This is a genomic window from Kitasatospora sp. NPDC001095 (assembly GCF_053598615.1).
Genome location: NZ_JBSFKQ010000071.1, coordinates 1 through 23,969 on the forward strand (window position 1 = coordinate 1; position 23,969 = coordinate 23,969).

General features: G+C 73.1%; 21 protein-coding genes. 7 read left to right on the forward strand and 14 right to left on the reverse strand.

Translation table 11 applies throughout. From position 1 onward, the window contains the following. Positions 1-552 precede the first annotated feature (552 nt). On the reverse strand, positions 553-2,151 hold the full coding sequence (locus ACWDBB_RS33805; RefSeq protein ID WP_449793233.1) for an alpha/beta hydrolase: 1,599 nt from the start codon (positions 2,149-2,151) through the stop codon (positions 553-555). Positions 2,152-2,401: 250 nt separating this feature from the next. Then, a complete protein-coding gene (locus ACWDBB_RS33810; protein ID WP_449793234.1) occupies positions 2,402-3,409 on the reverse strand; it encodes a phospholipase in 1,008 nt (335 codons plus the stop codon). Between the two features lie 486 nt (positions 3,410-3,895). Here ACWDBB_RS33810 and ACWDBB_RS33815 point away from each other — a divergent pair, with 486 nt between their 5' ends. Beyond that, on the forward strand, positions 3,896-4,279 hold the full coding sequence (locus ACWDBB_RS33815) for a peptidase inhibitor family I36 protein (RefSeq protein ID WP_402416550.1): 384 nt from the start codon (positions 3,896-3,898) through the stop codon (positions 4,277-4,279). A gap of 88 nt (positions 4,280-4,367) precedes the next feature. Here the strand turns inward: ACWDBB_RS33815 and ACWDBB_RS33820 are convergent, their stop codons facing one another. Further along, positions 4,368-4,706, reverse strand: coding sequence for a hypothetical protein (locus tag ACWDBB_RS33820; RefSeq protein ID WP_449793235.1), 339 nt, complete (start codon positions 4,704-4,706; stop codon positions 4,368-4,370). A gap of 146 nt (positions 4,707-4,852) precedes the next feature. Here ACWDBB_RS33820 and ACWDBB_RS33825 point away from each other — a divergent pair, with 146 nt between their 5' ends. Continuing rightward, positions 4,853-7,186: an HAD-IIB family hydrolase gene (locus ACWDBB_RS33825; protein ID WP_449793236.1), complete on the forward strand. Its 2,334-nt coding sequence runs from the start codon at positions 4,853-4,855 to the stop codon at positions 7,184-7,186. 70 nt (positions 7,187-7,256) lie between these two features. Here the strand turns inward: ACWDBB_RS33825 and ACWDBB_RS33830 are convergent, their stop codons facing one another. The 5 genes from ACWDBB_RS33830 to ACWDBB_RS33850 form a co-directional block, all read right to left on the reverse strand. Beyond that, complete coding sequence (locus ACWDBB_RS33830; protein ID WP_449793237.1) at positions 7,257-7,841, reverse strand: hypothetical protein; 585 nt, start codon at positions 7,839-7,841, stop codon at positions 7,257-7,259. Next, positions 7,838-9,232: a hypothetical protein gene (locus ACWDBB_RS33835; RefSeq protein ID WP_449793238.1), complete on the reverse strand. Its 1,395-nt coding sequence runs from the start codon at positions 9,230-9,232 to the stop codon at positions 7,838-7,840. The genes ACWDBB_RS33830 and ACWDBB_RS33835 overlap by 4 nt, the downstream gene beginning before the upstream one ends. Beyond that, the gene (locus ACWDBB_RS33840) at positions 9,229-10,038 is read right to left on the reverse strand and encodes an ATP-binding cassette domain-containing protein (RefSeq protein WP_449793239.1); all 810 of its coding nucleotides are present in this window, start codon (positions 10,036-10,038) and stop codon (positions 9,229-9,231) included. The genes ACWDBB_RS33835 and ACWDBB_RS33840 overlap by 4 nt, the downstream gene beginning before the upstream one ends. A gap of 44 nt (positions 10,039-10,082) precedes the next feature. Continuing rightward, positions 10,083-10,910 (reverse strand): zf-HC2 domain-containing protein, encoded by an 828-nt coding sequence (locus tag ACWDBB_RS33845; protein ID WP_449793240.1) that lies wholly within the window; start codon positions 10,908-10,910, stop codon positions 10,083-10,085. A 229-nt stretch (positions 10,911-11,139) separates the two neighbouring features. Next, positions 11,140-11,670 carry an RNA polymerase sigma factor gene (locus ACWDBB_RS33850; RefSeq protein ID WP_392884269.1) on the reverse strand — a complete coding sequence of 177 codons (531 nt, stop codon included), beginning with the start codon at positions 11,668-11,670 and terminating at the stop codon, positions 11,140-11,142. Positions 11,671-12,046: 376 nt separating this feature from the next. On the opposite strand from ACWDBB_RS33850, the gene ACWDBB_RS33855 reads away from it, so the two are divergent. Further along, the gene (locus ACWDBB_RS33855) at positions 12,047-12,601 is read left to right on the forward strand and encodes a TetR/AcrR family transcriptional regulator (RefSeq protein ID WP_449793241.1); all 555 of its coding nucleotides are present in this window, start codon (positions 12,047-12,049) and stop codon (positions 12,599-12,601) included. 41 nt (positions 12,602-12,642) lie between these two features. Beyond that, on the forward strand, positions 12,643-12,795 hold the full coding sequence (locus tag ACWDBB_RS33860) for a hypothetical protein (protein WP_449793242.1): 153 nt from the start codon (positions 12,643-12,645) through the stop codon (positions 12,793-12,795). 60 nt (positions 12,796-12,855) lie between these two features. Here ACWDBB_RS33860 and ACWDBB_RS33865 read toward each other — a convergent pair whose 3' ends face one another. Together ACWDBB_RS33865 and ACWDBB_RS33870 are read right to left on the reverse strand one after the other, a co-directional pair. Continuing rightward, positions 12,856-14,916, reverse strand: coding sequence for a phosphocholine-specific phospholipase C (locus tag ACWDBB_RS33865; RefSeq protein WP_449793243.1), 2,061 nt, complete (start codon positions 14,914-14,916; stop codon positions 12,856-12,858). Between the two features lie 238 nt (positions 14,917-15,154). Beyond that, the gene (locus ACWDBB_RS33870) at positions 15,155-16,360 is read right to left on the reverse strand and encodes an MFS transporter (RefSeq protein WP_449793244.1); all 1,206 of its coding nucleotides are present in this window, start codon (positions 16,358-16,360) and stop codon (positions 15,155-15,157) included. Positions 16,361-16,469: 109 nt separating this feature from the next. Here ACWDBB_RS33870 and ACWDBB_RS33875 point away from each other — a divergent pair, with 109 nt between their 5' ends. Then, positions 16,470-16,880, forward strand: coding sequence for an ArsR/SmtB family transcription factor (locus ACWDBB_RS33875; RefSeq protein ID WP_449793245.1), 411 nt, complete (start codon positions 16,470-16,472; stop codon positions 16,878-16,880). A gap of 52 nt (positions 16,881-16,932) precedes the next feature. Here ACWDBB_RS33875 and asnB read toward each other — a convergent pair whose 3' ends face one another. The 3 genes from asnB to ACWDBB_RS33890 form a co-directional block, all read right to left on the reverse strand. After that, entirely contained in the window at positions 16,933-18,783 is a 1,851-nt protein-coding gene (gene asnB / locus ACWDBB_RS33880) for an asparagine synthase (glutamine-hydrolyzing) (RefSeq protein ID WP_449793246.1), read from the reverse strand. 90 nt (positions 18,784-18,873) lie between these two features. After that, on the reverse strand, positions 18,874-19,929 hold the full coding sequence (locus tag ACWDBB_RS33885) for a Gfo/Idh/MocA family oxidoreductase (protein ID WP_449793247.1): 1,056 nt from the start codon (positions 19,927-19,929) through the stop codon (positions 18,874-18,876). Beyond that, complete coding sequence (locus ACWDBB_RS33890) at positions 19,926-20,456, reverse strand: GNAT family N-acetyltransferase (protein ID WP_449793248.1); 531 nt, start codon at positions 20,454-20,456, stop codon at positions 19,926-19,928. The genes ACWDBB_RS33885 and ACWDBB_RS33890 overlap by 4 nt, the downstream gene beginning before the upstream one ends. Before the next feature lie 202 nt (positions 20,457-20,658). Here ACWDBB_RS33890 and hemA point away from each other — a divergent pair, with 202 nt between their 5' ends. Together hemA and ACWDBB_RS33900 are read left to right on the forward strand one after the other, a co-directional pair. Next, positions 20,659-21,891: a 5-aminolevulinate synthase gene (hemA, locus tag ACWDBB_RS33895; protein ID WP_449793257.1), complete on the forward strand. Its 1,233-nt coding sequence runs from the start codon at positions 20,659-20,661 to the stop codon at positions 21,889-21,891. Between the two features lie 68 nt (positions 21,892-21,959). Further along, positions 21,960-22,934 carry a hydroxyacid dehydrogenase gene (locus ACWDBB_RS33900; protein WP_449793249.1) on the forward strand — a complete coding sequence of 325 codons (975 nt, stop codon included), beginning with the start codon at positions 21,960-21,962 and terminating at the stop codon, positions 22,932-22,934. Positions 22,935-22,996: 62 nt separating this feature from the next. Here the strand turns inward: ACWDBB_RS33900 and ACWDBB_RS33905 are convergent, their stop codons facing one another. After that, a complete protein-coding gene (locus ACWDBB_RS33905) occupies positions 22,997-23,965 on the reverse strand; it encodes a LysR family transcriptional regulator (RefSeq protein ID WP_449793250.1) in 969 nt (322 codons plus the stop codon). Positions 23,966-23,969 lie beyond the last annotated feature (4 nt).

A 23,969-nucleotide genomic window follows, 5' to 3' on the forward strand; every position in this document is an offset into this window, starting at 1 on the left:
GTCAACATATCTGGCGTTGACTTTTGGCACGCTGTTGAGTTCTCAAGGAACGGATGCTTCCTTCGGACCGCCTTCCAGCGGGCCCTCCGGGCTTCGTTCTTTCGTGTTTCCAGCTTATCAGATGTTTTCCGCTCCGCTTCCGGGGCTTTCCACTTCCGATTTGCCGGTGTCACCCGGCGCTTGCGCTCCGTTCGACGTTTCAAACCTTAGCCGAGCTCTGCTCGGAAAAGCGAATCAGCCACAATCCGATTAAATGAACACGCCACTTTCAGACCAGGCCGTATCTGCCCATGACAGATCCGCCCCAGCCCGAGCCGGGAAGTGTTGGTTCAAGGGATTGGCCGCCCCGGGACCGTCCGCGCCGATGCGTGTCCGGTGCTCCCATTCGAGCGACTGGGAGACAGTACTCCTCCTCGGCGCCCGAGACAAACGCCCTGTGCCGAGGGCCGCCGGCGCCGTGGAAGCGGAGCGAGCCGGCTTTCGACGGTGTGCCGTACGTCCTGACCGTCCTGCTGGAGGGCGGCGCCCGGTAGCCTGCGCCGGTTCACCGCCTCATGGGCGGGCGGCGATGCAGTCGGTGTCCTGGGCGGGCAGAACGCCGTCCAGGAGGTAGCGGTCGACGGCCGCGTCGACGCAGGCGTCCTCCGGCGCGAACATGCCCGCGTAGACGGTGTGGTGGAAAGCTCCGCGCAGGGTGACGAGGCGGGAGCCGGTCAGGGCCCGGTGGGCGGAGAGCTGGCCGGCGCGGGTCGCGGCCGGGTCGCCGTCGGCGCCCACCAGCAGGACGGGTACGGCGTTGCGCACCCGGGTGGGCGGTTCGGCGGGCTGCGCGGGCCAGAAGGTGCAGGGGGTGAGGTTGCGGGTGAGCGGGCCGAACAGCGGCTCGTCGGCGCGGTGGGCCTGGACGTCGCGGTAGTAGGCGAGCGGGTCGCGCGAAGCGGCGCGGTCCGCGCACATGATCGCGGTCTGCACGGCGGCGGACCCGCCCGTGTCAGGGGCCTCCAGGCCGGTGAGCAAGGCCTCCAGCAGCGCGGTCGGCTCGGCGGTCCGGCCTTCGGCCGCGTCGACCAGGACGCGCACCAGGTCGGCAAACTCCGTGTAGGCGGCGGTGTCGTCGCCGGCCGACACCGTCCACAGCACCTGCGGCAGCGTGCGGGCGTCGACCCGGTGGGTGCCGACCGTCAGCGGGGCCCGCTCGGTCTGCCGGCGCACCCGCTCCACCGCGGCCAGCACCCGGGTGGTGCTGGTGCCCAGGTGGTGGCGGTCGTCGTGGCGGGCCGTCCACTCCGCCCACGCGGTGAGCGCGGCGTCCATCGCGGGGCCCTGGGTGGCGGTCAGGTCGGGGCCGAAGCGGTCGGGGTCCAGGGCGGCGTCGAGCACCGCCCGTCCGACCCGCTCGGGGAACAGTTGCAGGTACACCTCGCCGAGGTAACTGCCGTAGGAGGAACCGAGGTAGGCGATGGTCGGCTCGCCGAGGACGGCGCGCACCAGGTCCATGTCCCGGGCGGTTTCGCGGGTGGAGAGGTGCGGCAGCACGTCGCGGTACGGCGCGCAGCGGGCGGCCAGGTCCCCGGCGAGTGCGGCGGACCGCTCGAAGGTCGCGCGGGTGGGGCCGGCCGACCCCGGGCCGCCGGCGGGCCAGCCGCAGTCGAGCGGGGTGCTGGCGCCGACGAAGCGCGGGTCCATGGCGACGATGTCGTAGCGGGCGGCGAGGGCGGGCGCGGCCCGGCTCAAGGCGAGGCCGAGGTGCCGGGCGGGGACGCCGGGGCCGCCCGGGTTGTAGAAGAGGGCGCCCAGGCGGTGGGCGGAATCGGTGGCGGGCAGCCGGGAGAGGGCGACGCTCAGGGTCGGGCCGTCCGGTCGGCGGTGGTCGAGCGGGACGGTGACCTCGGTGCAGCGGGCGCCGGCGTCGTCGAGCTCGGCGCCGGCGGTGTCCTGCGGGCCGGTTCGGCACGGGTGCCAGGCCGGCTGTTGACGGCGCAGCGCGGCGAGCGGGTCGACGGCGTCGACACCGTCGCCGGTCGCCCGGGCCCGGCCGGTCACGCCGGCCGCGCCGGAGACGCGGCCGCCGTCCGCCACGGCGGACGGCGCGGCGAGGAGGGTCAGGGCCAGCGCCGCCAGGGCGGCGGCCGGCTTGGCGGCGCGGATCACGATGGTTCCCCTCGGGTGTTCGGCAGGCCGTCGGGGCGACGCTATGCGGCCCGACCGACCGGGCACATCCACCGAAGGTACCGGTCGACGGCGCCGAACTGCGCCTTCCGCTCTACGACTTCAGGATCACACCCCCGGGTGGCGCGTTCGGCCCGGAGGTGGGGGCGAGAAGGCGGAACCCCCGGGTGGGCGCCCGGCCGAGCCATCGCGCCGCCCTCCCGGTTCGCCCCTCTTCGCCCCTCCGGGCTGCCTACCTGAACAGGCGGTCGCCGGCGGTGGCCATGCGGTGGGTCCCGCTGTGGCGGTTCACCCAGTCCCGGACGAGGTTGACGGCGTTGGCGCACTGCCAGCTGTTGTCGTACTCCCGCACGCCCGTGAAGGCGCCGTAGCCCGCGATGATTCCGTCCACCTGCGCGTCGCCCAGCAGCTTGTCGACGTACCACGGGTCGTTGTAGGTGGTCGTCCAGGAGAGGGTGGCCGCGAGCCGTCCGGCGGCCCGGTCGGCTGCTCCCTTCTTCAGTTCCGCGCAGGTGTTGTAGGTGGCCTCGGTGCAGTTGCCGAAGCCCTTGGTGATGTCGCTGTCGCCGTAGTCCATCGCCCGGCGGCCGGCGGGGAATCCGGCGCCGGACTTGGCGAAGGCGCTCTGTACCTGGTCGCGGGTGCCGGTGGTGGTGATGCCCTCCAGCGGGCCGAGCTTGCCCTCCAGGCTCTTCCAGCCGCGGCCGCCGACGTCCGGGGTGCTGCCGCCGTGGTACTCGTAGAAGCCGTAGAGCACCTGGATGCCGGCGGCCGTCAGCCGCTGGGCCTTGTCGCGCAGTCCGGCGACGCTGCAGGTGCGGTTCGGCTCCTCGCCGCAGTAGTCGGGGTCCTTGATGTCCAGCCAGACCAGCGACAGCCGGCGGCCCGCGTTGGCGTTGGAGAGGATGCGGTCGAGCATGCTGTCGAAGCTGGGGCCGAGCCGGTTCTCGCCGGCCGAGGAACAGTCGTGGTAGGCGCGCCACTCGTTCGGGTTCCACCAGGCGCAGACGTCGATCTCGATGGCGTTGGCGCCGTGGTTGATCGCGGCGTCCACACCGTCCAGGGTGTCGACCCGGTGCGCGATGGCGTGGATCGGGTGCCGCTGGTCGGCGGCGGCCGCCGTGGTGGTGGCGGCGTACGCCGTGCTGCCGTACGCCGTGGTGCCGATGATCCCGCAGAGCGCCGCGGTGAGGGCCGGCAGCATCCGCACCTGCGCACCGCGCCGGTGGTGAGTCGCCACGAGGGTGCTCCTTCTCGTCGATGTAGCAGTATCTGCGTCCTGACAACCGGTATCACCAACTGTCCGTTGACGTACGGTCAATGAGCACTGAACGAGGATGCGCACAAGGTCCGCACATCGGTCGGGTACGGCCGGATCCGGCGGGTGGGCATCGACGTGGTGGCGGTCGGGGCACCCACAGCGACCCTCCGCCGTCGAACAGACGGCCTCCTCCCCCGACCCAGCCGCCTCACCCGGACCACCGTCCCGGCGAGCGACCGCGGAGTCGAATCCCCGCCCGACCCGCGACCAGGTGCCCGAGGCCCGTTTCCGTCATTTCTTCGCATACGCAGCTGTCCGCTGCCACGGCGTGAAATTCTGAACTGGCCGCCGGGTGAAGGCGCCGACGAGGGCGAAGCACCGGCATGTGTTCCGCCCTTCCCGCCGCCCCGCTCACCCGGCTCCGCTCGATCGAACCGCTCTGTCGAATCGCCCGAAGGAGACGTCATGTCCGTCGTTCGCAGGCTGCTGCTCACGGCCGCGGTCCTCGCCACCACCGTCGTCGTCGCCCCCGCCTCCTCCGCCCAGCCCGTCACCCTCTCGGCCTCCCACTCCGCCGCCACCAACCCCCTCGCCCGCCAGCCCAGCTTCCACGCCTTCAGCGACACCGGCTTCTCGGGCGCGGACCGGTGGTTCTCCGGCAACGACGGGGCCTGCACCTACGTCGGCGACAACTGGAACGACCGGATCCGCTCCGCCCGCACCGAGGGCGGCGACCGGGTCGAGCTCTGGGACAACTACGACTGCACCGGGGGGTCGATCACCATCGACGCCACCGGCTACCGCAGCATCGGCGCCTGGGTCAGCGCCTACCGCGCCCACCTCGGTTAGGGCCTGACCTCGAACTCGCGGCTCCCCCGGGGCACCGCGACGGCGGCTCGTCGACCCGGACAAGGGTCGGCGAGCCGCCGCCCGGTGCTCAGTCGAGTGGGGAGAGCACCCCGTAGGCGTCGGCCGAGTACCCGGCGAGGTCGGGGTGGCGCTTGAGCAGGCCCGCCACGTCGTCGAGCGCCCCGGGCTGCTCCGCCATCCGCTGCGGCACCACCAGCCGGCCGCCCTGCTCGGGCGGGACCAAGCCGCTCACCAGGGTGCGGCGGACGGTCCGCTCGTGCCGGGTGCCGCGGCCGGTGCCGCCGTACGGGGCCCGGGCCAGTGCGCTGACGCCGCCGCGGACGGAGAGCTGGTCGAGCTCCGGGACGAGCCGCCAGACCTGCTGGGCCTGGTGGCTCTGCGGCGAGCCGGCCAGGGCACGTGACAACCGGTCACCGTGAAGACGTCAACGGCCGGGTGGGCCGGGCGGGTTGACGCCGATCTCCGCCCGTTGCGGGCGGGCCCGCGCTCGGACGGACATCAGTGTGATGTGAACACTTCACCACACGGCGTGATCGTGTTAGCGTCCCTCGGATGTCGAGGATTCTGGTCACCGATCTGGACGGCACCTTACTCGGCGGCACCCGGGACGACCGGCGCCGGTTGCGCGACGCCCTGGCCCGCCACCCCGAGGTGACCCTGGTCTTCGCCACCGGGCGCGGACTGGCCTCCGTCCGGGAGGTCCTCCGTGATCCGCTCGTACCGAGACCCCGGTGGATCATCGCCGACGTCGGCGCCACCGTCCTCGACGGCTCGGACTTCACGCCGGTGGACCCGGTGCAGGAACACCTGCGGACCGGCTGGCCGGGACGGAACCGGGTGCGCGCCGCGCTGCGCCGCTTCCCCGCGCTCGGCTACCAGCACGGCGTCGTCCAGGACGGGCGCTGCTCCTACCACCTCGCCCCCGAGCGGCTCACCGTCGAACTCACCGCGGCCGTCGAGGCACTCGGCTGCACCTGGGTCTACTCGGCGAACCGTTTCTTCGACGTCCTTCCGGCCGAGGCCTCCAAGGGCAACGCCCTACGGGCCCTGGCCGGGAAGCTGGGCTGGAAACCCGAGGAGATCCTCGTCGCCGGCGACTCCCTCAACGACCTCTCGCTGTTCCGGGCCGGTACGCACGCGGTGGTCGTCGCCGGAGCCGAACCCGCACTGCTCTCCGCCCTCGGCGACAACCCGCGGCTGCACCGCCCCGGCCGGGCGGGAGCGGCGGGCATCCACGTGGCGCTCCGGGCGCTCGGCTGGCTCGCCCCCGAGCCCGGGACCGAACCCGAGACCGGGACCAGGACCGGGGCCGAGCCAGAGCCCCAGGCCGAGCCCCGGACCGAACCCGGGTCCAGCCCCGGTCCCGCCCGCTCCGCCGTCGAACGCGGTCCGGGCCGGCACTCCCTCGTGGTGGCCTACCACCGCCCGCCGCTGCACTGGAACGGCGAGAGCTGGCAGCCGCCCAGCAGCCCCAACGGCATCCTGCCCACCCTGACCAGCGCCTTCACCGACGGCCTGCCGGGCGTCTGGGTCACGGCACAGGTCGGCAACCAGCCGCCCGACGGCCCTGCCGAGGGCCCGCACGGCGACGCGTACGGCAACGCGTCCGGCGCCTCGCACGGCAGCACGCACCGCCACGACCGACCGCGTCCCCCAGGGCTGCCGCTCTCCCCCGTACCGCTCGACGCGGACACCTGGACCGGCTACTTCCACCGCGCCTGCAAGGAGACGCTGTGGCCGGTCCTGATGTCCGAGCCCGGCCGGTCGGTGTTCGACGAACGCGCCTGGGCCGACTACCGCGCGGTCAACGAGCGCTTCGCCCGCCACATCGGCGCCAAGGCCGCGCCCGGCGCCACCGTCTGGCTCCACGACTACAACCTCTGGCTGGTCCCCGGCCTGCTGCACCGCGCCCGGCCCGACCTCAGGACGGGGATCTTCCACCACACCCCCTTCCCGGCCCCGGAGGTCTTCGCCACCCTCCCGGTCGCCGCCGAACTGCGCGACTCCCTGGCGCGCCTCCACTGGGCGGGCTTCCACACCGAGGACTTCGCCGAGAACTTCCGCCGGACCCTGGCCGGCCTGCCCGATCCGCCGCGCACCGGCGTCCACCCGCTCGGGGTCGACCGGCCCGCCATCGAGAAGCTCGCCGTCGAGAGCCACGCCCGCCTCCGCACGTCTCTCCCCGATCCGGCCGCCGGCCGGGTGGTGCTCTCGGTCGAGCGTCTCGACTACGCCAAGGCGCCGATCCAGAAGGTGGAGGCCGTCGACCGGCTGCTCACCCGCCGGCCCGGACTGCGCGGCCGGCTCACCTTCCGGCTGGTCTGCCCGCCACCCGAGCCCGGCATCACCGCCTACGACACCACCCGCCGGCGGCTGCAGCAGCGCGTCGCCGAGGTCAACGCCCGCTGGCGGCAGGGCCCCTGGCAACCGGTGGAGCACGTGTCGCGCGCCCTGTCCACCACCGAGGTCGTCGACGCCTACCTGACGGCGGACGTGCTCTGGGTGACCTCGCTCCAGGACGGGATGAACCTCACCGCCAAGGAGTTCATCGCCGCCCGGTCCGCCCTCCCGGACCGCGAGCCCGCACCCGGCGTCCTGGTGCTCTCCCGCCACGCCGGCGCCGCGGCCGAACTCGGCGGGCCCGCCCTGCTCACCGACCCGCACTCCCTCGAGGACCTCGCCACCGTCCTGGCCCGCGCCCTCGACCTCACCCCCGCCGAACGCCGGGCCCGCATGGAGCGGCTCGCCGAACTCCTCGGCCGGGAGCGCCCGGCGGACTGGGCCGCCCGGATCGTCGCCGCCATCCGGAACCACCCCGCCGAGGTCGGTCCGCCGAGGGCCCGGCCCACGGCCGCCCCGCGCCCACAGACCGCGGGGTGGCCCTGAGCGGGGCGGCCCCGCGCCACCCCCGGCCCGCCCTGGTCCGGACGGACCCGACGGCCGGCGGGCCCGCCCGTCAGCGCCGCGGGCCGGACACGGCGTACAGCGTGCCGCCGATCACCAGCAGTGCCACCGCGGTCCAGGTGGACGCCGCCGTGCCGGGGGGAGAGGTCATCCAACCGACCGCCTTCCCCACGGTGCTGGGCGGCAGTGGCGGAGCGAGGACGGTGAACGCGAGCCAAGCGGTCGGCAGCGTCCAGGCGAGGTGCGCCCCGCAGAGCACCGCCCCGAGCGCGGCAAGGCCGACCAGGCCCGCGGTGTCCCGGACGACGACCTCGGTGGGGACGAACCTCGGGCCCACCGCCTGGACCGCCAGCAGTGCCCCACCGGCGACCGCGCCGACCAGCACCGCGTGCGCCGCCCGGCGGGGCACCCACCGGATCGAGGCCGTCCGGTCCAGTGCGGGGTCCTGACCGCCGAACCCGACGGAGCCGGCCGCCACACCGGCGGCGAGCACGAAGAACGCGGTCGGGTCCATCACGTCCGGCGCACCCGTGGCGTCGCCCCGGACGAAGGCCCACACCGCCGACGCGAGAAGGGTGACCGCCGCGGCGGACACGGGCATTTGACGTGAACGCGCGTACAGCATCAGCCACCTCATCGCGACGCACCCGCCGCGGGCAGCTCGCGCAGGCTCGCCGTGCAGGAGAGGGCGGCGGTGCGCAGCCCGGCGATCCGCGAGCGCTGCTCGTCCGGCGCCAGCGCCTTCAGCTCCTGCCAGGCGGCGTCGGCCTCCGCCCAGATCCTGCGCGAGTACTCGTCGGTGCCCTTCTCCTCCATCGGCTGGAGGGTGGCGTCACCGAGGGCCCAGCTCACGGCGATGCTCCGCAACGCGACGTCGTCCTGTCCTCCGCCCTCCCGGGAGGTCCTGGGGTGGCAGCTCGGTGCCAGCCCCTCGGCGACCAGCGCGCGGGTCAGGTCCCGGCCGGTCGCGTCGACGAACAGCTGGTCGTCGAAGTCGACCAGCACCGCGTCGCCGCGGAGGGATCGGGGATCGCCGAACGCGCGCAGCGCGGTGTCCTGTCGCACCGAGGTCGGCGCCCTGTCGCCCAGGACGTCGTGCAACACGCTCAGTGCTTCCCGGCCGCGCGGCGCGAGCTCGGCCAGGTGCGACCGGCTCGCCTCGGTCACGCACACCGGCCCGTCGCAGACCGGGGCAGCGGCGGCCCTGTCGACGACGTAGGTGTCACGTGCGGCGGCCGGCAGGACCAGCAGGGCCACGGCCGCGCCGGCCAGGGCGGGGGTCACCGCGAGCAGCCGGGCCCGGCGGGTGACGGCGGCCAGCAGCGCGAGGCCGGTGGCGAGCAGCCCGAGCAGCCAGATCGTCTGGCCGAGGTGCGTGGAGCCGGACAGGGTCAGCAGCATCTGCCGCGGGTCCCCGGTCACCGGGGACAGCAGGCCCAACCGGTTCGGCCCCCTGGTCGACGGCACCTCCCCTTCGATCCGCACCCGCAGCATGCCCGTCACCGCGAGGCAGGCCACCACCAGGGCCGGCGGGGTGAGGACGAAGGGCAGCGTCCGCGCGACGCCCATGCCGAACACGGCGGCCGCGACGAGTCCCAGGACGGCCACCAGGGAGATCGGCAGCCAGCCGAGACCCGTGTAGGTGGTCGGGCCGAGGGCCACCTGTACTCCGCCGACGAGGCTGAGGAGGCCGAAGCCCGCCGCCAGCGCGATCGCGATCGCTCCCGCCGGCACCGCCGCGCGGCGCCAGGCCGGCAGCGGCGTGGTCGCCAGCAGTTCGGTCATCCGCGAGCGGGGTTCACGCAGCCCGTAGACCGCTCCTATGCCGACCACGAGCGGTAGCCAGAAGGCCAGCAGGGAACGGGTCCACAGGGCCATGGTGGTCCACTGGGCCGTCCACCCCGCGGTGCCCCTCCACCAGATCCCGTCGATCAGGAAGAAGACCGCCAGGCTGCCGCCCAGGATGACGGCGCCGGCCCACGGGGCGGCCGAGCGCTTGAGTTCGGTGCGCAGCACACGTCCGTTCACCAGGCGCTCCCCTGCTGTCCGGAGTCGTGGAGCAGTGCCGAGTAGCCGCGCTCCAGGGGGCTGTCGCCCGGGTGCTCGGTGCCGCCCGCGGCGGCGAGCTCGTCGGGGGTGCCCTGGAAGACGAGGCGGCCGGCGGCGAAGAGCACCACGTCGGAGCAGGCGGCCGCGACGTCCTCGACCAGATGGGTGGAGACGACCACGCAGGTGTCGCGGCCCAGTTCGGCCAGCAACTCCCGGAAGCGCAGCCGCTGTGCCGGGTCCAGGCCGGCCGTCGGCTCGTCCAGCAGCAGCACCGTCGGGGAGTTGACGATGGCCTGGGCGATGCCGGCCCGCCGCACCATGCCGCCGGAGAGGGTCTTCATCCGGTGGTCGGCGCGGTCCGCCAGGCCCACCCGTTCCACGGCACGCTGGACGGCTTCGGGGATGTCCTTCTTCGGGACCTCCTTCAACCAGGCCATGTACTCGACGAACTCGCGCACCGTGAAGCGCTTGTAGTAGCCGAAGTCCTGCGGCAGGTAACCGATGCGGCGGCGCAGGGCCCGGTGGTCGCCCATCCTGGCCAGGGAGGTGCCGAGCATCTCCAGTTCGCCCTCGGTGGGGCGCAGCACCGTGGCCAGTGTCCGGATCAGGGTGGTCTTCCCCGCTCCGTTGGGCCCCAGGAGGCCGTGGGCGCCGAGGCCCAGGGAGAGGTCGAGCCCGTCGACGGCCATCCTGCTCCGTCCGACGCGCACCCTCAGGCCGCTGGCCCGGATCTCCCAGGCGTAGGTCTTCGGCGCGGTCTCGGCCGCGCTCGTCACGGGTGTCATGCGGTGGTCCCTTTCAGTGGTGGACACGGGTTGCACAGCGGGTTTCACGGCGTCGAGTAGGCGTTCCTGCGGGCGATCACGGCGCCGGTGCCGAGTGCCAGGAGCAGCCCCCACACCGGCAGCCGGTCCGGCTGCAGGGCGAGTCGCAGCACGTCGGGGACACGGCCGGTGACCGATGCGGGTACCAGCACGACGACGCCCCACGCGGCCGCCAGCCCGACGGCGGCGCGGGTCACCCCGACCACGCTGCCCAGCGCCAGAGCCGTGGAGGTGAAGGCCAGGGAGGGCAGCAGCCACTGCGCGGCCGTCGTGGTCCCGGTCAGCCATCCGCCCAGCAGGAGCACGGGCAGGACCAGCACGAGGACCGAGGTGGTGCGCCTGAGCAGCAGGGGCAGACCGGCCCTGGCGGTGGAAGCGGTCAGTTCGTGTGCCGGGTCCAGGCCGCTCGACCACGACACGGCGACACCGCACAGCGGCAGCACCGGCGCGATCAGCGCCACCGGTGAGGTGCCGCCGAAGACCTCCGGCGGCGCGGCCTCGTCCAGCAGCAGCGCCATCAGGGTGACCACGGCCGTCATGGCCAGCCACGGGGCCATGACCGGCGTCAGCCAGGACGACACCCAGCTCGGGCGGCGCCATCGCGCGGGCGCCGTGACGGCCGCGTCCAACTGCGGTGCCAGACCGGCGCGGACGGTTTCCACAAACGCGGCGATGTCGGGCGCCCCGGTGGCCACTGCGGCCGCCAGGCGGCTCCGGCAGGGCGCGCACGCCTCCAGGTGGGCCTCCAGTGCCCAGACCGTGTCAGCCGCGATCGTCGCGTCGCCGCGCGCGTAGTCGTCGATCAACCGCCCGGAGGCGTGTTCCCCGCTCATGCGCCCACCTCGCTCCGCTCGACAGGCGCTTCGCGCAACGCGCACCTCTCGATGACCCGCTCGCTTCGCTCACTCATCCGCCCACCTCGCTCCGCCCCGGCAGGCGCTTCGCAGGACGCGCACCTCTCGATGACCCGCTCGCTTCGCTCACTCATCCGCCCACCTCGCTCCGCCCCGACAGGCGCTTCGCAGGACGCGCACCTCTCGATGACCCGCTTTCTCCGCTCGTTCACGCCAGCGCCTCCCGCATCGCGATCCGGGCCCTGCGGGCACGGGTCTTGACCGTGCCTTCGGGCAGTCTGAGCAGGACGGCGGTCTCCCGGACGGAGAGCCCGTCGAGCACCGTGGCCTGCAGTACCTCTCGGAGTTCCGGCGCCAGCCGTCGCAGGGCGTCGCCGACGTCGCCGCCGACGGACCCGGCGAGCGCCTCCTCCTCCGCGGCGGGCACCACCGCCCGCTCGGCGGCCGCGACCGGCGGTTCGGCGTGGTGGGCACGGCGCCGGAACGCGTCGACGAGGCGGCGTGCCGCGATCGTCCAGAGCCACCCGACGGCCGTCCCGCCGACCGCGCTCCCGGCGAACGCGCCGGCCGCGCGCCACACCGCGAGGTAGGTCTCCTGCATGACCTCGGCGACGATCTGCTCGTCCGCGCAGCGGCGGCGCAGCCGCACCGCCAGCCACGGCGACGTACGCCGGTACAGCTCGTCGAACGCCCCGCGGTCCCCCTTGGCCACCAGCCGGAGAAGCCGCTCCTCGTCCATGTCGTCCAGTGCTCTCCTGCGTGATCTCACACCAGCCAGACGCGGGATCCGGCACCCAGGTTCTCCGTTCGGTGTGACCTGCGTCACGGGTCGCGGTCCGGCCTTCCGGTCCGCTGCGACCGAGGTCAGCGCGCCGGGCGCCCGGTGGATGCGGAGGTCGGGGGTCCCGGAGCGGGCCCGCCCGTCGGCTTCGCGGCCGTGTCCGGTGGCCGTTCGATCCACTCGCCGGGGTCCGCGCGGCACATCGCTTCGCCGCCGGGACGGCGTGCCTCCCGCCCGGTCGTCTCCGGCTGATCGGCCGGTCGGTGAGCGGGCGGAACCGGCGCCGGCGCCACCGATAGGGTGGTGGATCGTGGCCAGTCGTAAAACGTCGATCATGGAAGCAGCGGCGCGGGTGATCGCGCGGCGCGGGGTGCGCGGGCTGCGCGTGGAGGAGCTCGCCGCCGAGGCGGGCGTGTCCACCGCGCTGATCTACTACCACTTCAAGGACCGCACCGGGATCCTCCGGCAGACGCTGGAGTTCATCAACGACCGGGCGGAGCGGTACACGACCGAACGTGCCGAGGGCGCTCCGCCGCTGACGCCCCGCGAGGAGCTGGAGCAGACCCTGCTGCTGGAGCTCCAGGACACCACCGAGGTGCGGGAGAACAGCACCGCCTGGGGCGAGCTGCGGGCGAGCGCGGTGTTCGACGAGACGCTGCGCGAGGACCTGGCGCGGGCCACCCGGATCTGGGTGCAGGAGATCGCGGAGCTGCTCGGCATCGTGCGGCCGATGTCCTCGGCGGTCGCGCTGGCCGGTGCGGCGGAGCGGCTGACCGCGCTGCTGGAGGGGCTGAGCACGCGCTGGCTCAGCGGGAGCCTGCCGCTGGCGCACGCCCGCAGCCTGCTGACCGAGGCGATCGACGTCGAGGTGGCCCGGCTCGGGTCCTGAGCCGTACGGACCGCACGGGGGGAGACGGCGGCCTGGACGCCGTGGTCCTCAACTTCAACGGCTGGGGCAACAAGCAGGTGCACCGCGACGACGCGCTGGTCGCCGAACGCCTCGCCACCCGCCGCGCCCGCGGCCTGCGGCTCAACGTCCCCGAGGCCGTCCGGCGCCGGACGTGCCGCCTCTGCTTCCTCTGACCGCGCGTGCCGCCGCCCCGGGCACAGGGGTGTGCCCGGGGCGGCGGCGTGCGGGACGCGTCAGCGGGTGAGGATGCCCGGGTCGGAGAGGCCGGGGGCGCCGGTCTCGACGTGGCCGGCGAGCCGGCGCACGAAGTCGGCGGTCGCGCCGGAGGTGACGGTGACGTCGTACCAGTTGCGGCAGGCGCTCAGGTCGACGGTGCAGGTGACGGTGGCACCCCGGCGGACGGTGAGGGTCTGCGGCGTGCCGCCGTAGGCGTTGGTGAGGGTGAGCACGACGTCGGCGCCGCCCGCGTTGGTGAGGGTCAGGTCGAGGTTGCCGGTGGCCGGATCGTGGCGGGCGGTGACCTCGGGCCCGGCCGTCTTGCCGGGGTTGCGGAAGCGGCGCAGGAAGCCGTTGGGACCGAACACGGTCAGGTCCGTGACGCCACCGGAGTACGCGGTGTTCCAGGCGTCCGCGATCGTCTTGCCGGCTTCCGTGGTGTACGTCCACGGACCGTCGGTGCGGTTGGGCGAGGTGACCAGGAACTGGCCGCCGGCCGCCGCACCCGCGCTGAAGGTGAGCCGGTACTTGCCCGTGCCGGTGTCGGCCGCCCCGTCCACGTAGGGCGCGTACGCCAGCGGGCGGGTGGGCTTCGCCCCCGGCTCCTGCCTCGGCATGGTGCCGGTGGCGGGCGGGGTGGGCACGTAGTCGGGGTGCCGGTTGCGGTCCTGCGGGGCGTAGCCGGCCGTGGAGGGGAGCGCCGCCGGGGTCGCGTTCGACGCGGTGAAGTCGAAGGCGGAGGTCAGGTCGCCGCAGATCGCGCGCCGCCAGGGCGAGATGTTGGGCTCCAGGACGCCGAAGCGGCGTTCCATGAAGCGGATGATCGAGGTGTGGTCGAAGGTCTCCGAGCAGCTGTAGCCGCCGGTGCTCCAGGGCGAGACGACCAGCATCGGCACCCGCTGGCCGAGGCCGTACGGCCCGGCCGAGTAGCCGATGCTGCCGCCGTAGTAGTCGGCGCCGGTCGCCACGGTGGACAGGCCCTGCGAGGCGGAGGAGGGCGGGAACGGCGGCACGACGTGGTCGAAGAAGCCGTCGTTCTCGTCGTAGGTGATGAACAGCGCGGTCTTCGCCCACACGGCGGGGTCGGACGTCAGCGCGTCCAGCACCTGGGAGACGTACCAGGCACCGTAGTTGGCGGGCCAGTTGGGGTGCTCGGTGAACGCCTCGGGGGCGGCGATCCAGGAGATCTGCGGCAGGGTGCCGGCCTGCACGTCGCGCCGCAGCTGGTCGAACAGGCCGTCGCCCGCCTTGGCGTTGGTGCCGGTGCGGGCCTTGTCGTACAGCGGGTCGCCGGGCTTGGCGTTGCGGTAGTTGTTGAAGTAGAGCAGGGAGTTGTCGCCGTAGTTGCCGCGGTACGCGTCGCCTGTCCAGCCCCAGGAGCCGCCCGCGTCCAGCCCGTCGCCGATGTCCTGGTAGATCCTCCAGGAGACTCCGGCCTTCTCCAGCCGCTCGGGGTAGGTGGTCCAGGTGTAGCCGGCCTCCTGGTTGCCGAGGACCGGGCCGTTGCCGGTGACGCCGTTGCCGGTGCAGCCCGTCCACATGTAGTAGCGGTTCGGGTCGGTGGAGCCGATGAACGAGCAGTGGTAGGCGTCGCAGATGGTGAACGCGTCGGCGAGCGCGTAGTGGAAGGGGATGTCCTCGCGGGTCAGGTAGGCCATCGTGGTGGCCGTCTTGGCGGGGACCCACTGGTCGTACTTGCCGCTGTTGAAGGCCTTGTGGCCGCCGGCCCAGTCGTGGTTGAGGTCCTGGACGAACTGCATCCCGAGGTCGCTGACCTGGGGACGGAACGGCAGCACCTCCCGCTTGAGGGCGTCCGTCTGGTGCCACACCGACTTGCCGCTCGGCAGGGTGACCGGGCGGGGGTCGCCGAAGCCGCGGACGCCCTTCAGCGCCCCGAAGTAGTGGTCGAAGGAACGGTTCTCCTGCATCAGCACGACGATGTGCTCGACGTCCTGGATGGTGCCCGTGGTCCCCTGCGGGGCGATGGACGCGGCGCGCGCGATGCTCTGCGACAGTGACGAGAACGCCACGGTCGCGCCCGCGAGTTGGAGGAATCGGCGGCGGTTCAGCTCTGCCATGGGTGGGTTGGCCTCTGCATGTCAGGAACGAGGGTGGAGGACGGCGCCCACAAGGACAGCGGGTGCGGGGTACCGTCCGGAGGACCGTTCATGACTGCCCGCCGTACAGCAGAAGAACGCATCGAGTTGTACGGACAAGACCTGAGTGAGGCCTGAGGCGGACACAGGTGGTCCCGCGCGGGTGTGCGGACGGACGGCTCCGACCGCACACCCGCACGGGACCACCCGGGCCGGGAGGTCAGCTGCCGGCGTCGGCCGCCACGGGCTCGGCCTGCACCGGCACCCCGGCCGGCCGGCGCTGCGCCGCGCGGACGCCGGTGAGCTGGAGGACCAGTCCGAGCAGGGCGGCTCCGGCGGCGAACAGCGGGAGGACGGCGCCGTCCCAGTCGAGGGAGAAGGCGATCCCGCCGAGGCCGGAGCCCACCGCGCTGCCGAGGTAGAGGGCGGACTCGTTCAGCGCGACGGCGACGGGGCCGCCGCGCTCCCCCCGGGCCAGCAGCAGGTCGTTCTGCTGCGGGACCTGGAGCGCCCAGCCCACCGCTCCCCACACGGCGATGGGCAGCAGGGCGAGCAGCGGGGTGACCGTCGCGGCGGGGCGCAGCAGGGCGAGGGAGGCGGTGAGCAGGACGAGGATGCCGACGACCAGCGAGTACGGGCGCCGGACCCGGTCCACCAGCGGGCCGATGAGGAAGCTGCCGATGACGCCGCCGATGCCCCAGGCCCACAGGTAGGGGGTGATGTTGTCGACGCCGCCCATGACGTCGCTCGCCATGACGGGCGCGAAGTAGGTGTAGAGGCCGAGGCTGGCGACGGCGGCGAGGAAGGACACGCCGACGATGGAGGCGACCCGGGGATCGGTGACCACCTGGGCGCGCTGACGCAGGGTCACCGAGGTGGTGGCGGGCAGGACGGGCAGCCGCAGGGCGAGTCCGGCGAAGGAGACCAGGCCGATGGCGGTGACCAGCCACAGCGTGGTGCGCCAGCCGGAGTGCTGGGCGATGAAGACCCCGAGCGGCACGCCGATCACGGTGCCGGAGCTCATCCCGCCCATGATGACGGCGAGGGCGCGGCCGCGGCGCTTCTCGTCGACGAGGGACGCGGCGGCCGAGGCGGCGAGCGCGAGGTAGAGGCCGGCGCCGACACCGGCGAAGGCCCGGGCGACCAGCAGCAGGCCGAGCGAACCGGCGATCGCGCTGCCGGCGTTCGCGAGGGAGAAGACCGCGAGGGAGCCGAGCAGGCCGAGGCGGACCCGCGACGCGGACAGCAGGGTGGCGAAGACGGGCGAGGCGATGGCGTAGGCGAGGGTGAAGGTGGTGACCATCTGTCCGGCGGCCGACACGGAGGCGTGGAAGTCGTCGGCGATGACGGGCAGCAGGCCGGCCGTGACGTACGCGTCGAGACCGAGCGCGAAGGCTCCGAGTCCGAGGAGGTAGACGAGTTTCACTGGCGCCCCAATGTTTGATAGTCGCGGTACATAGATACATAGTGCGAGGGCGCGGCCCCGCCGCAAGCTCGGCGTCACTTTTCGGCCATCCGGACCAGGCCTTGATCGGATGTGCGATTCTTGGCGGGTGCGCCGCTACTTCCACCCGGACCCCAGGGACATCCGACTGCCCGCCGTCCTCTTCGCGTTGAGCGACGCGACCCGGCTGGGCATCGTGCTGACCCTGTCCGACGGCAAGGAGCACACGGCCGGTGAACTCGGCGGTGACATCGCCAAGTCGACGATGACCCACCACCTGAAGATCCTCCGGGAGGCCGGAGTGCTGTGGGTCCGCTCCGAGGGGACGCGCTGCTACAACTCGCTGCGCACGGCCGATCTGGAGCAGCGCTACCCCGGCCTCCTCGGCCACCTGCTCGGCTCCGCCACGCGGGACGGCTACGGGTCCGCCGCCGCCCGCGGCGAGGACCGCCCCGCCCTCCCGGGCGCGGGCCGGGCCGGGGCCGCGGCCGGCACCGACTGAACGGCACCGCCCCGGCCCCGGCCCGCCCACCACCGGGCCCCGGCCCGCCCGGTCAGAGGTCCAGCGTCACGTCGTACGCGACCAGCCAGTCGTTGACGCCGAGCGCCAGCTCCAGACCCGAGCGGTCGTACTGCGCGCTGGTGTCGCCGACCGGCGAGTCCAGCAGCCGGCGGGCCGCGTCGCGGTCCAGCAGCGACAGCACCGGCGAATCCGCGTCGCCGAGGAGCGCGCTGAACGCCCGGCGCAGGCCCCGCTCGTACGCCGGGTCCTGGGTGGTGGGGTACGGGCTCTTGACCCGCTGCACGATCGACTCCGGCAGCAGGTCCTTCGTGGCCGCCCGCAGCAGGCTCTTCTCCCGGCCGTCGAAGGACTTCATCCGCCAGGGCACGTTGAACACGTACTCCACGAGCCGGTGGTCGCAGAACGGGACCCGCACCTCCAGGCCGACGGCCATGCTCATCCGGTCCTTGCGGTCCAGCAGGGTCTGCACGAACCGGGTCAGGTTCACGTAGCTCATCTGCCGCATCCGCCGGTCCGTGGCGTCCTCGCCCGGCAGCACCGGGGTCTCCCCCACCGCCTGGGCGTAGCTGTCGCGGAGGAAGTCGGGCATGCCCAGCTTGTGCAGCAGGCCGGGGTCGAACAGCGACTTGCCGTCGAAGTACTTGCCGGTGGCCGACGTCAGCCACGGGAACGTCTGGGCCTGGACCGCCTCCTCGTCGAAGAACCAGCGGTAGCCGCCGAACACCTCGTCCGCCGACTCCCCGGACAGGGCGACGGTCGACTGGGCGCGGACGGACTGGAACAGCCGGTACAGCGACGGCCACATGTCACCCCAGTAGGCCGGCGGCAGGTCGAGGGCGCGCAGGACCTTCGCCCGCAGCTGCGGATCGGCGAGCTGGGCGCTGTCGATGAGCACCTCGCTGTGCTCGGCGCCGATGTGGTCGACCAGGTCCCGGACGAACGGCGCGTCGGAGGTTCCGCGCACCGGGTCGGCGACGAAGTTCCCGCCGTGGTCGGCGAAGTCGACCGAGAAGGAACGCACCGGGCCCTCGCCGCGGGCGACCAGCTTCTGGTGCGCGAGCGCGGTGATGGCCGAGGAGTCCAGGCCGCCGGAGAGCAGCGAGCACAGCGGCACGTCCGCGACGGTCTGGCGGCTGACGATGTCGTCCAGGAGGCCGCGGACGGTGGCGATCGTGGTGTCGAGGTCGTCGGTGTGCTCCCGGGCCTCCAGCGCCCAGTACACCCGCTTGGACAGCCCCGCCCGGGTCAGGCGCACGAGCTGACCGGGGCGCACCTCGTACATGCCGGAGAAGACGCCGTGTTCGGGGGTCTTCACCATCTCCAGGATCTCGCGCAGGCCTTCGGCGCTCACCCGGCGGGGCACCTCCGGGTGGGCGAGGATCGCCTTGGGCTCGGAGCCGAAGACGACGCCGTTCGGGGTGGGGAAGTAGTAGAGCGGCTTGACGCCCATGCGGTCGCGGACCAGCAGCAGGGTCTGCTCCCGGACGTCCCACACGGCGAAGGCGTACATGCCGTTGAGCCGGTCCACCAGGCCCTCGCCCCACTCCAGGTAGCCGCGCAGGACCACCTCGGTGTCGCTCCTGGTGCGGAACTTGTGGCCGCGGGCGACCAGTTCCTGGCGCAGCTCCTGGAAGTTGTACACCTCACCGCTGTACGTCAGGCAGGCCAGCGTGCGGCCCGCCTCGTCGGCGACCATGGGCTGGGCGCCGCCGTCGAGGTCGATGATGGACAGCCTGCGGTGGCCGAGCGCCGCGTGCCGGTCGCTCCACATGCCCTCGGCGTCCGGGCCGCGGCAGGCCATCGTCCGGGTGATCGCCTCCAGGATGTCCTGTTCCTGGCGCACGTCGCGGCCGAAGTCCACCCAGCCGGCTATTCCGCACATGTCGGTCTCCTTCTCGTCCTCACGCAGCGGGGACGGGGTCAAGGGCGTTGGAAAACAAGGGAATCGAGGGGGATGCAGGGAGCGGGGCGGTCAGCCCAGCCGCTCCCAGTCGGCCTCCTGGAGCACCGTCCGGCCGTCCGGGAAGTAGGCGACCGGCTCCGGGCCGCGCGCCGCGCGCTCCATGGAGGTCAGCAGGTCCTGGAGGGCCAGGGCGTCGGCCAGGCCGGGGAAGGGTTGTGCGGGCTGCTCGCCGTGGACGACGAACCGGGCGACGTCGGCGGCCATCCGGCCCAGCTTGACCACCGTCGCGGCGCCCTCGGGCACCGGCTGTTCCCCGGTGTCCAGCTCGGCCAGCACCGTGTCGCCCTCCGAGGTGCGCCGCCAGATGCGCAGCCGGTCGGCGTCCCAGGTCGGTGTGTCGTAGACGGCGGTGGCGTACTCGAGTTCGCCGTCCGGCGTGCGGAAGACGAAGTCGACCTCCCGCTTGCGGGTGATGTTGACGAAGCTGCTGTAGCCGGTGACCACGCCCGGGCCCAGCCGGCCGACCAGCGCCACGCTGTCGAGGACGTCGGCCCCGGAGACGGAGAAGTCCGACCGGGTGCCGATGACCGAGTCCAGCTCCAGGTCCGTGCCGTCGCCGGCGATCCAGCCGACGAGGTCGAGCGGGTGGATGACCTCGCTCGCCACGCCGCTGGTGGGGCGGTGGTCGTTGATGCGGTCCTTGCCCCAGGTGAAGTGGGCCCGGACCAGGCTCAGGCCGGTGCGGCGAACGTGGTCGCGCAACCGCGTCGTCGCTTCCGAATAGCGTTCCACGAGATCCATGCAGAAGCCCGAGGTCTTCGCCATCGCCGCCGCCACGGCCGTCGGGTCGTCGCGGGAGGTGGTGAGCGGCTTCTCCGTCACCACGAAACCCTGGAAGCCGGAAAGCTCCCCGAGTATCCCGGCATGGGCGGCGTCCGGCACGGTGACCACCACGACGTCCGGGCGGAACCGGTCGAGCCCCTGCCGCACGGAGGAGTAGTACGGGATATCCGGATCGCGCCGGTTCCGGCCCACGTGCGCGAATTCCATCGGAATTCCGGTGTTCCGGAACGCGATGCGGAACCGCGTTCCGGCATATCCGAGTCCGACGATGAGGACTTTCATGCCTCGATCACCTCGCAGCTGGTTTCGGCGCCCCGCAGGTCGAGGGCCAGGAGGTCTTCGCCCGTCGGCACGAAACCGAGGCCGCGGTAGAGGGCCGCACCGTCCGGCGTGGTCTGCAGCACCACGCTGTGCACGTCGCGCGAACGCAGCCAGTCCAGGGCGTGTCGCATGACGCGGGTGCCGAGTCCGAGCCGCCGCCGGTCCGGGTCGACCACGACCGACTGCACCCATCCGCTCAGGCCGTTCGGGCAGTGCGCGGTCGGCGCACGGTCGTCGATCACGGCGACGGCGCAGGCGGCCAGCCGGTGCGCCGGACCGATCACCGTCACCTGCACCCGGCCGGTCGGCCCGGTCAGCCGCCGGACCAGCCAGGAGCGGTACGCCGCGCGCCAGGCGGCGTCCTCCTGCGGGGAGCGGGCGGAGTAGGGGGCGGTGCCGGCACCGAGCAGGTGGCCGCGCAGCCTGACGAGTTCCTCGATGTCCATGGTCGTCGCCGACCGCGGCAGGTCGTGTGACTGAGCGATCATGATTCAGGACTATAGGCAAATCACCGATACAAGAGAAATGTCCCGGACGGTGATCCATGCGGTCGGCGAATAACTCCCCGAGGCGCTCTCCACCTCGATTTATCCGACCCGCTCATGGGCGGCCGGAAACAGAATTTACGAGAACCCGGAGCAGCTGTCTATCTTTCCGGTGTCCGTTCTGAACCGGCGAACCGGAGGAATGATGTTCGACTACGTCGAATTCTTCGCATCCCAACTGGACGACCTGCGCGACCGCGGCGGCTACCGGACGTTCCTCGAGGTCGAGCGCCTGGCCGGCTCGTTCCCCGCCGCGCTGAAGCACGGCCCCGGCACCGGGCGCCGGATCCACGTGTGGTGCAGCAACGACTACCTCGGCATGGGCCAGCACCCGCTCGTCCTGGAGGCCATGAAGCGGGCCGTCGACGAGTCCGGGGCGGGCAGCGGCGGCTCACGCAACATCTCGGGCAACCACCGCTACCACGTGGAGCTGGAGCGCGAACTGGCCGACCTGCACGGCATGGAGTCCGCGCTCGTCCTCCCCACCGGCTACGCCGCCAACGACGCCGCCCTGACCGTGCTGGCGGGCCGGCTGCCGGGCTGCGTCGTGCTGTCCGACGAGCTCAACCACGCCTCGATGATCGCGGGCATCCGGCACAGCGGCGCGGAGAAGCTCATCTTCCGGCACAACGACATGGAGCACCTCGAGGAACTGCTGGCCGGCACCGATCCCGCCGTCCCCAAGATCGTGGCGCTGGAGAGCGTCTACTCCATGGAGAGCGACGTGGCACCGCTCGCGCGGGTGGCCGAACTCGCCCGCGAATATGGCGCGTTCACCTACCTCGACGAGGTGCACGCGGTCGGCATGTACGGGCCGCGGGGCGCCGGCAAGGCCGCGGAACTCGGCCTCCAGGGCCGGTTCGACGTCGTCCAGGGCACCCTGGCCAAGGCCTTCGGCACTGCCGGCGGCTACATCGCCGGCCCCGCCCCGGTGGTGGACGCCGTCCGCAGCTTCGCCTCCGCGTTCATCTTCACCACCTCGCTGCCCCCGGCCGTCGCGGCCGGCGCGCTGGCGGCCGTACGGCACCTCAAGCGTTCCGAGAAGGAGCGGAGCCAACTGCGCGAGAAGGCCGCGCTGTTGCACACGCTGCTGCGGGAACGCGGCATCCCCGTGGTCTCGGACGCCGCGCACATCGTCCCCGTGCTGGTCGGGGACTCCCGGGCCTGCCGGGAGGTCGCGGACGAGCTGCTGGAACGCCACGGCTTCTACGTCCAGCCGATCAACGCGCCCAGCGTTCCCGCGGGCACCGAGCGGCTGCGGGTCACCCCGACCCCGCAGCACGACGACAGCGGGATCGTCGCCTTCGCCGACGCGCTCGACGACATCTGGCGGCGCGCCGACCTGCCGCGCCGCCTCGCGGCCGAGCCCGTCGCATGACCCCGCCCAGCCGCGCCGACCGGTCCGCACCGAACGGTCGGCCCCACCCGTCCGAGGAGAACACCACCGTGGGGAAACCCGTCGTCGTCGTGGCCGACCCGCTGGCCCCGGAGGCACTCGCCGAACTGGACGGCTACGACGTCCGCAGCTGTGACGGACGCGATCCGCAGGCACTGCACCGCGCGCTGGCCGACGCCGACGCCCTGCTGATCCGCAGCGGCACCCGGGTGGACGCGGCGGCACTGGCCGCGGCGCCCCGGCTGCGGATCGTGGCCCGGGCCGGGGTCGGACTGGACAACGTCGACGTCCAGGCGGCCACCGCGGCCGGCGTCCTGGTCGCCAACGCGCCGCTCTCCAACGTCCTCAGCGTCGCCGAACTCACCGTCGGGCTCATCATCGCCGCCGCCCGCCAGATCGTGTCCGCCGACGCGTCCCTGCGGGCGGGCCGGTGGGAGCGGTCCCGGTTCCAGGGCAGGGAGCTGGCGGGCAGCACGGTCGGGATCGTGGGCCTGGGACACGTCGGCGCCCTGGTGGCCACGCGGCTCGCCGCGTTCGGCATGCGGCTCCTCGCCCACGACCCGTACGTGACCCGTGGACGGGCCCAGGACCTGGGTGTCCGGCTGGTCGAGCTGGACGAGCTGATGGCCGGGAGCGACGTCGTCACCGTGCACGTGCCCAAGACGCCGCAGACCACGGCGCTCATCGGCGAGCCCGAACTGCGGCTGGCCCGCCCCTCCCTCATCCTCGTCAACACCGCCCGCGGCGGCATCGTCGACGAGAACGCGCTGGCCGTCGCGCTGAAGGAGGAACGCATCGCCGGAGCGGCACTCGACGTCTACGCCGTCGAACCGGCCGTCGGCAACGCCCTGCTCTCCTTCCCCTCCGTCGTCGCCACCCCGCACCTGGGGGCCGGCACGCGGGAGGCGCAGGAGCGGGCCGGCCGGGAGGCGGCCCAGGCGGTGTGCCGGGCGCTCGTCGGTGACCCCGTCCCCGGCGCGGTCAACGCCGAGGCCCTGAAGGGGAGGAGCGCGGCCGGCGCGTGACGTCGGCGCACACCCGCCGGCGGCCGACACCCGCGCTCCGCGGTGTCGGCCGCCGACCCGGCTCAGCGCCCCGCCAGCACCCGGCCGGCCCTGACACCCGGGCCTTGGCCCAGGGCCGCGCGCCCGGAGCGACGGGACAGCAGGACGCGCCGGGTGACCTCGGTGAAGCGCTCGGCGAGCGGGTGCGCGCCCTGGGCGGGGCGGATCAGGGACAGCGGGATGCTCGGTGCTCCGCGCAGCGGCACGAACTCCAGGGCCGGGTGGAGGTTGCGCTGCAGGACGAGGTCGGGCATCACGCTGACGCCCCGTCCGGCCGCCACCGACTCCAGGCACTCGTCGAAGTTGTCGCAGTGCACGATCCGCGGGTGCTCGGCGCCCAGCTGTCCGTCCGGGTCCAGGAGGGCCCGGCCGGTCGAGTTGATCACCAGCGGGTGGTCGCCCAGCTCCGTCCAGTCCACCCACGGGCGGCCCGCCAGGGGGTGGTGGTGGGGGACGGCCGCGGCGCACCCCTCGGTGCCGAGCCTGGTGGCCTTCATCCGGTCGGCCGGAGGGTGACCGCGCAGCAGAGCGATGTCCACGACGGCCCGGTCCACGCCCGCCCAGCGGTCGTCCCTGCGGTGCAACTGCACCCGGGCGCCGCTCTCCCGTTCGAACTGGACGATCGCCTCGTGCACCCAGCCGTCCGGAAGCAGCCAGGAGAACCCCAGCCGCAGTACGGGGCTGGACGGCTCCGGGTCGAGCGCCTGCTTGAGCTGGGGCAGCAGGTCCTGCAGCCGGTCCCGCAGCCGGGCCCCGGCCGGGCTGAGGGCGACCTGACGGGTGGTGCGCAGGAAGAGCGGAACCCCCAACTGCTCCTCCAGGCGCTGCACGGAGCGCGTGAGAGTCGGCTGGTTGCTTCCGAGCTGGGCCGCCGCGGAGGTGAAGCTCAGGGTGTCCGCGACGGCGAGGAACGCCTGAAGATGCTTGAGGTTGAGATCCCAGAGAGGCGTCTCCGGATCAGGCCGGCGTGACCCAGGGGCCGTCGTCGTCATGCCG